Annotated in this window: 1 protein-coding gene; it reads left to right on the forward strand. The window is 73.6% G+C overall.

The features are described from left to right. Positions 1-6,867, forward strand: a 6,867-nt coding sequence (locus ACWGJ5_RS46185; protein ID WP_453315586.1) for an SDR family NAD(P)-dependent oxidoreductase, incomplete at its 5' end; no start/stop codon positions are given. Positions 6,868-6,915 lie beyond the last annotated feature (48 nt).

The following is a 6,915-nucleotide window of genomic DNA, read 5'->3' on the forward strand; positions in this document are numbered from 1 at the left end:
TACGCGGCGGGGAACACCTTCCTGGACGCGGTGGCCGAGCACCGCAGGGCCGAGGGTCTGCCGGCGGTGTCGCTGGCGTGGGGTCTGTGGGACACCGCCGACGGCATGGGCGGCGCACTCGCCCGCACCGACCGTGAACGCATCCAGCGGGGCGGGGTTGCGGCCCTGTCGTCGGTGGAGGGGCTTGCGCTGTTCGATGCGGCCGAGCGTTCCGGTGGGGCGCTGCTGGTGCCGATGCGGCTGGATCTGGCGGGCTTGCGGGCTCAGGCGGGCAGCGGCATGTTGCCGCCGTTGCTGCGGTCCCTGGTCCGGGTGCCCGTACGTCGTGCTGCGGCGGCGGACGCCGCGGCCCCCGGGGCCCTGGCCCAACGCCTGACCACCCTCCCCCCGGCGGAACGGGCCAAGGTCGTCCTGGAATCGGTCCGCACGCAGGTGGCCGCCGTGCTCGGCCTCCCCGGCCCCGAGGCGGTCGATCCGCTGCGCGCCTTCAACGAGGTCGGCTTCGACTCGCTGACCGCGGTGGAGTTGCGCAACCGGCTGACCGCGGCCACCGAGGTCCGCCTCCCCGCGACCCTGATCTTCGATTACCCCACGCCCACCGCCCTGGCCGATTACCTGACGACGGAAATCCTGGGCACCTCGGCCGAGGCCGCCGCCCCGGTCGTCGCGGCGGGAGCGGCGGCGTACGACGATCCGATCGCCATCATCGGCATGGCCTGCCGGTACCCCGGAGACGTCCGTTCTCCCGAGGACCTGTGGACCCTGGTGACCGAAGGCCGCGACGCCATCTCGGACCTGCCCACGGACCGGGGCTGGGACGTGGAAGGGCTCTTCGACCCGGACCCCGACCGGCCCGGCACGAGCTACACGCGCGAGGGCGGCTTCCTGCACGACGCACACCACTTCGACCCGGTCTTCTTCGGGATGAGCCCGCGTGAGGCACTGGCCACCGACCCGCAACAGCGGTTGCTCCTGGAGACCACCTGGGAAGCGCTCGAACGCGCGGGCATCGACCCGGCGTCACTCCGCGGCAGCCGTACCGGTGTGTTCGCCGGCGTGATGTACAACGACTACGGCACGCTGCTGCACCGCGCACCCGACGGCCTCGAGGGCTACATGGGCACGGCCAGTTCCGGGAGTGTCGTCTCCGGCCGTGTGGCCTACACCTTCGGCCTGGAAGGCCCGGCGGTCACCGTCGACACCGCCTGCTCGTCGTCCCTCGTCACCCTGCACCTGGCCGTCCAGGCGCTGCGCAACGGCGAGTGCTCGCTGGCGCTCGCCGGCGGTGTGACGGTGATGGCCACGCCGGGAACATTCGTGGCGTTCAGCCGTCAGCGCGGCCTCGCGGCCGACGGCCGCTGCAAGCCCTTCGCCGCCGCGGCGGACGGCACGGCGTGGGGTGAGGGTGTGGGCATGCTGCTGGTGGAGCGGCTGTCCGACGCCCGCAAGAACGGTCACCCGGTGCTGGCGGTGGTCCGTGGCTCGGCGGTCAACCAGGACGGTGCGAGCAATGGTCTGACGGCGCCGAACGGTCCGTCGCAGCAGCGGGTGATCCGGCAGGCACTGGCCAACGCCGGGCTCTCGGCGTCCGAGGTGGACGTGGTCGAGGCGCATGGTACGGGTACGACGCTGGGTGACCCGATCGAGGCGCAGGCGCTGCTGGCCACCTATGGCAAGGCCCGGGCCGAGGACGAGCCACTGTGGCTCGGCTCCGTCAAGTCCAACTTCGGTCACACGCAGGCCGCGGCCGGTGTCGCCGGGATCATCAAGATGGTGATGGCGATGCGGCACGGTGTGCTGCCGCGGACCCTGCACGTCGACGAGCCGACCTCGCACGTGGACTGGTCTGCGGGCGCGGTGGAGCTGCTGACCGAGGCGCGGGAGTGGCCGGAGACCGGCCGTCCCCGCCGGGCGGCGGTCTCCTCCTTCGGCATCAGCGGCACCAACGCCCACACCATCGTCGAAGAGGCCCCCGCGCTCGAAACAGAGACCGATGACAGTTCCCCGCAGGCGCCCAAGGTGCTGCCGTGGCCGGTGTCGGGCAGGACTGTCGAGGCCCTGCGTGTGCAGGCCGCGCGCCTGCGCGCCCATGTGTCGGACCACCCCGAGTTCGGCCCGGCCGACATCGGCTATTCGCTGGCCGTCCATCGTGGCACCTTCGACCATCGCGCGGTCGTGGTGGCGGGGGACAGGGACGCATTCATCCGCTCACTCGACGCGCTGGCCGCGGGCGAACCCTCGGCCGGACTGGCCGAGGGCCGTCCGGTTGGTGGCAAACTCGCCTTCCTGTTCACCGGGCAGGGCAGCCAGCGGCTCGGCATGGGCCGGGAGCTGTACGACGCGTATCCCGTGTTCGCCCGGGCGCTGGACGAGGTCTTCGAGCGGTTCGAACTGCCGTTGCGCGAGGCGGTGTTCGGCGACGAGTCCGGAGTTCTGGATCAGACGGCGTACACGCAGCCCGCGTTGTTCGCGGTGGAGGTGGCGCTGTTCCGGCTCCTCGAATCATGGGGCGTCGAGCCGGACTTCGTCTCCGGTCACTCGATCGGTGAGATCGCGGCCGCGCACTGTGCGGGTGTGCTGTCGCTGGAGGACGCGTGCACCCTGGTCGCCGCGCGCGGCCGGCTGATGCAGGAGCTGCCCGCCGGTGGTGCGATGGTGGCCGTCCAGGCCACCGAGGACGAGGTCACCCCGTACCTGACCGATGCGGTGAGCATCGCGGCCGTCAACGGTCCGACCTCCGTGGTGGTCGCCGGTGACGAGGACGCGGTACTGGACATCGCCGCTTCCTTCGAGGAGCAGGGCCGGAAGACGAAGCGCCTGACGGTCAGTCACGCCTTCCACTCCCCGCACATGGACGGCATGCTGGACGCCTTCCGGGAGGTCGCGGAGGGCCTGTCGTACGAGGCTCCGCGTATCCCGGTCGTCTCCAATCTCACCGGCGCCGTCGCGACCGCGGAGGAGCTCACCAGCCCCGGCTTCTGGGTCCGTCACGTCCGTGAGGCGGTCCGCTTCCACGACGGCATCCGCACGCTCGAGGCCCAGAACGTCACCACGTTCATCGAGCTGGGCCCGGACGGTGTGCTCTCGGCCATGGGCCAGGACTGTGTCACCGGCGAGGACCATGCGTTCGTGCCGGTGCTCCGCGCGGGCCGTCCGGAGCCGGAAACCCTGACCACGGCCCTCGCGCAGGCCCACACCAGGGGCATCGCGGTGGACTGGCAGGCCTACTACGCCGGCACCGGCGCCCGACGCGTCGACCTGCCCACCTACGCCTTCCAGCACCAGCGCTACTGGATCGACGTACCGGCGACCGTCGGCGACGTGACCTCCGCCGGACTCGGCTCGGCGGACCATCCGCTGCTGGGCGCGGCTGTGGAACTGCCCGACCAGGGCGGTTACGTGTTCACCGGGCGACTCTCCCTGGACAGTCACCGCTGGCTGGCCGACCATGCGGTGGCCGGCACCGTGATCCTGCCGGGTACGGCGTTCGTCGAGCTGGCGATCCGTGCCGGGGACCAGGTCGGCTGTGACCGGCTGGAGGAGCTGACCCTCGAGGCGCCGCTGGTGCTGCCCCGGCGGGGCGGTGTGGTGCTGCGCATGTCGGTGGGCGAGCCGGACGGTTCGGGTCGCCGGGAGGTGACCTTGTACTCGCGGCCCGAGGACGCCGAGGACGGGACCTGGCTGCGGCACGCCGGCGGCGTGCTCGCCACCGAGGACGCGGATGACGCCGCTGCGCACGGAAGCGAGGCCCAGGCCGACCCCGTCTTCGCTGTCTGGCCGCCCGCCGACGCCACGCCGCTGGACGTGTCCGGACTCTACGAGCGGTTCGCCGAGGGCGGGTTCGGGTACGGCCCGGCCTTCCAGGGGCTGCAGGCCGCCTGGCGGCGCGGGGACGACATCTTCGCCGAGCTGGCGCTGCCACGGGACCAGCACGACGAGGCCGCGCGGTTCGCCCTCCATCCCGCCCTGCTCGACTCGGCACTGCACGGTTTGGCGCTGGGCGAGTTCACCGGTTCCACCGGCGCCGCACCGGGTGCGCTCCGCCTGCCCTTCTCGTGGAGCGGGGTCGGGCTGCAGGCGGCCGGTGCCACGGCGCTCCGGGTGCGGATCAGCCCCGCCGGTGACGGCTCGGTCGCCCTGCGAGCAGTCGACGAGACGGGTGGCGCGGTCGCCTCCGTGGACGCCTTGACGCTGCGGCCGGTCGACCCGGCCCGGCTGGGAACGGCCAGGGGCGGGTTCCACGACTCCCTCTTCCAGGTGGAATGGGCGCGGGTTGCGGCATCCGCCGGCACGCGGGTTCCGGCCGGGCAGTGGGCCGTCGTCGGCGCCGACCACCTCAAGCTGGGTGCCGCGCTGGAGGCGGCGGGGGTGTCCGTCGACGCGTACGCGGACCTCGCGGCGCTCGCGGGGGTCGTGGCGGCGGGCAAGCCCCTGCCCGACCTGGTCCTGGTACCCCGGGCTCCGCAGGCCGCCGACGACCTCGCCGACGCGGTGCGGCAGGCGGCCCACGAGGCCCTGGAGCTGGTGCAGTCCTGGCTCTCCGAGGAGGTGTTCGACGGTGCGCGGCTCGCGTTCGTCACCCGTGGCGCCGTCGCCGCGTCGGCGGGCGACACGGTCGGTGACCTGACGCAGGCGTCGCTGTGGGGCCTGCTGCGTTCGGCTCAGACGGAGAACCCGGACCGCTTCCTGCTGCTGGACGTCGACGAGCACGACCTCTCGTACCGGGCCCTGCCCGGCGCGGTGGCCGGCGGCGAGAACCAGCTGGCCGTCCGGGAAGGAGCCCTGTACGCCCCCCGGCTGGCGAGGGTCCCGGTGACCGAGGCCGAGGGTGACGCCACGGCCGCCCTCGACCCGGACGGCACCGTGCTCGTCACCGGCGGAACGGGGGCGCTCGGCGGCCTCGTCGCCCGGCATCTGGTGGCCGAGCGGGGTGTCCGGCAGTTGCTGCTCACCAGCCGGCGCGGGATGCGCGCCGACGGCGCGGCCGAGCTGGTCGCGGAGCTGACCGGGCTCGGAGCGAGTGTGCGCGTCGCGGCCTGCGACGTGGCCGACCCGGGCGCGCTGCGGGCCCTGCTCGCCGAGGTGCCCCAGGACCATCCGCTGACCGCCGTCGTCCACACCGCGGGCGTGCTGGACGACGGGCTCGTACCGTCGCTCACCCCGGACCGGATCGACACCGTGTTCCGGCCGAAGACCGACGCGGCCCTGAACCTCCACGAGGCGACCCGGGACCTCGGTCTGTCTGCGTTCGTCCTGTTCTCCTCGGCCGCCGGTACCTTCGGCACGCCGGGTCAGGCCAACTACGCGGCCGCCAACGCCTTCCTGGACGCGCTCGCCGAGCACCGCCGGGCCGAGGGTCTGCCGGCGGTGTCGGTCGCCTGGGGGCTGTGGGAGCAGCGCAGCGCCATGACCGGGGAGCTGGCAGAGGCGGACCTGCGGCGGATGGCCAGGTCCGGCCTGCTGCCGCTGTCCTCCGCGCAGGGCCTGGCCCTGTTCGACACCGCCTGCCGGGTCGGCGCCGACTCCGCACAGGCCGTGCTGGTGGCGGTGCGCCTCGACACCGAGCCCCTGCGGTCCCAGGCGGCGGCGGGCGTGCTGCCCGCCCTGCTGCGCGGCTTGGTGCGGGCGGTGCCACGCCGTACCGCGCGGACCGCCCAGGCCGCGGTGGCGGGCGCGGCGGACCTCGCCCGGCGGCTGGCCGCACTGACGGCGGGGGAGCAGGAGCGGACGCTGCTCGATGTGGTGCGTGCCCAGGCGGCAGCCGTGCTGGGATTCGCCGATCCCGAGGAAGTGGGTGAGGCACGCGAGTTCCTCGAACTGGGCGTCGACTCGCTGACCGCCGTGGAGCTGCGCAATCACCTGGTCACGGCGACAGGGCTGCGGCTGGCGCCCACCCTGCTGTTCGACCACCCCACCCCGCAACTCGTCGCCCGGCATCTGCGCGCCGAACTGGCCGCCCGGACGTCCGGCGCCGGGGCGCCCGGTGAGGAGGCACCCCGCGAAGGCGGGCCGGCTGGTGCGGACCCGGCGCCGGACGGTGCGACGAGCAGCGGAATGTTCGGGCAGATGCTGCGGCGCGCCGCCGAACTCGACGCGTCCGGCGAGTTCATGGGTCTGCTGATGGAGGCCTCGCGGTTCCGGCCGTCGTTCGCCTCCGCCGCCGAACTGCGCACCCCGCCGCGGCTGGTGCGGCTCGCCACCGGTGACCGGCAGCCGGCGCTGGTGTGTTTCTCGTCCATCCTGTCGATCTCCGGGCCGCACCAGTACGCCCGGTTCGCCGCCGCCTTCCGGGGCCGGCGTGACGTGTGGGCGCTGGCCGCGCCCGGCTTCCTCACCGGGGAGCAGGTACCGGCCGGTCCGGAGGCGGTGATCGAGGCGCAGGCCGAGGCGGTGTTGCGGCAGGCCGACGGCAGGCCGTTCGTGCTGCTCGGCCACTCCTCCGGCGGCATGCTCGCGCACGCGGTCGCCGAGCGGCTGGAGAGCGCCGGGACCGCACCGCGTGCGGTGGTGCTGATCGACATCTACTCGCACGACGACGACGCCATCGTCGGCATCCAGCCCGGGCTGTCCTCGGGCATGAACGAGCGGCAGGAGAGCTACGTGCCGGTCGACGACACCCGGCTGCTGGCCATGGGCGCCTACTTCCGGTTGTTCGGCGGCTGGAAACCGCGGCCCATCGGCGCCCCCACGCTGCTCGTCCGGGCCGGGGAACGGCTCTTCGACTGGACCAGGGACGGGGACTGGCGGTCGTACTGGGAGCTGGAGCACACCGCCGTGGACGCACCGGGCAACCACTTCACGATGATGGAGCAGCACGCGGACGCCACGGCAGGAGCGGTGGACGACTGGGTCTCGCGGCTGCGGTAGCGGCGCGCCCCCGCACGGCCGAGGGCCGGCCCCGCCGAGAGGCGGGGC

It is taken from the genome of Streptomyces sp. NPDC054783 (assembly GCF_053611725.1).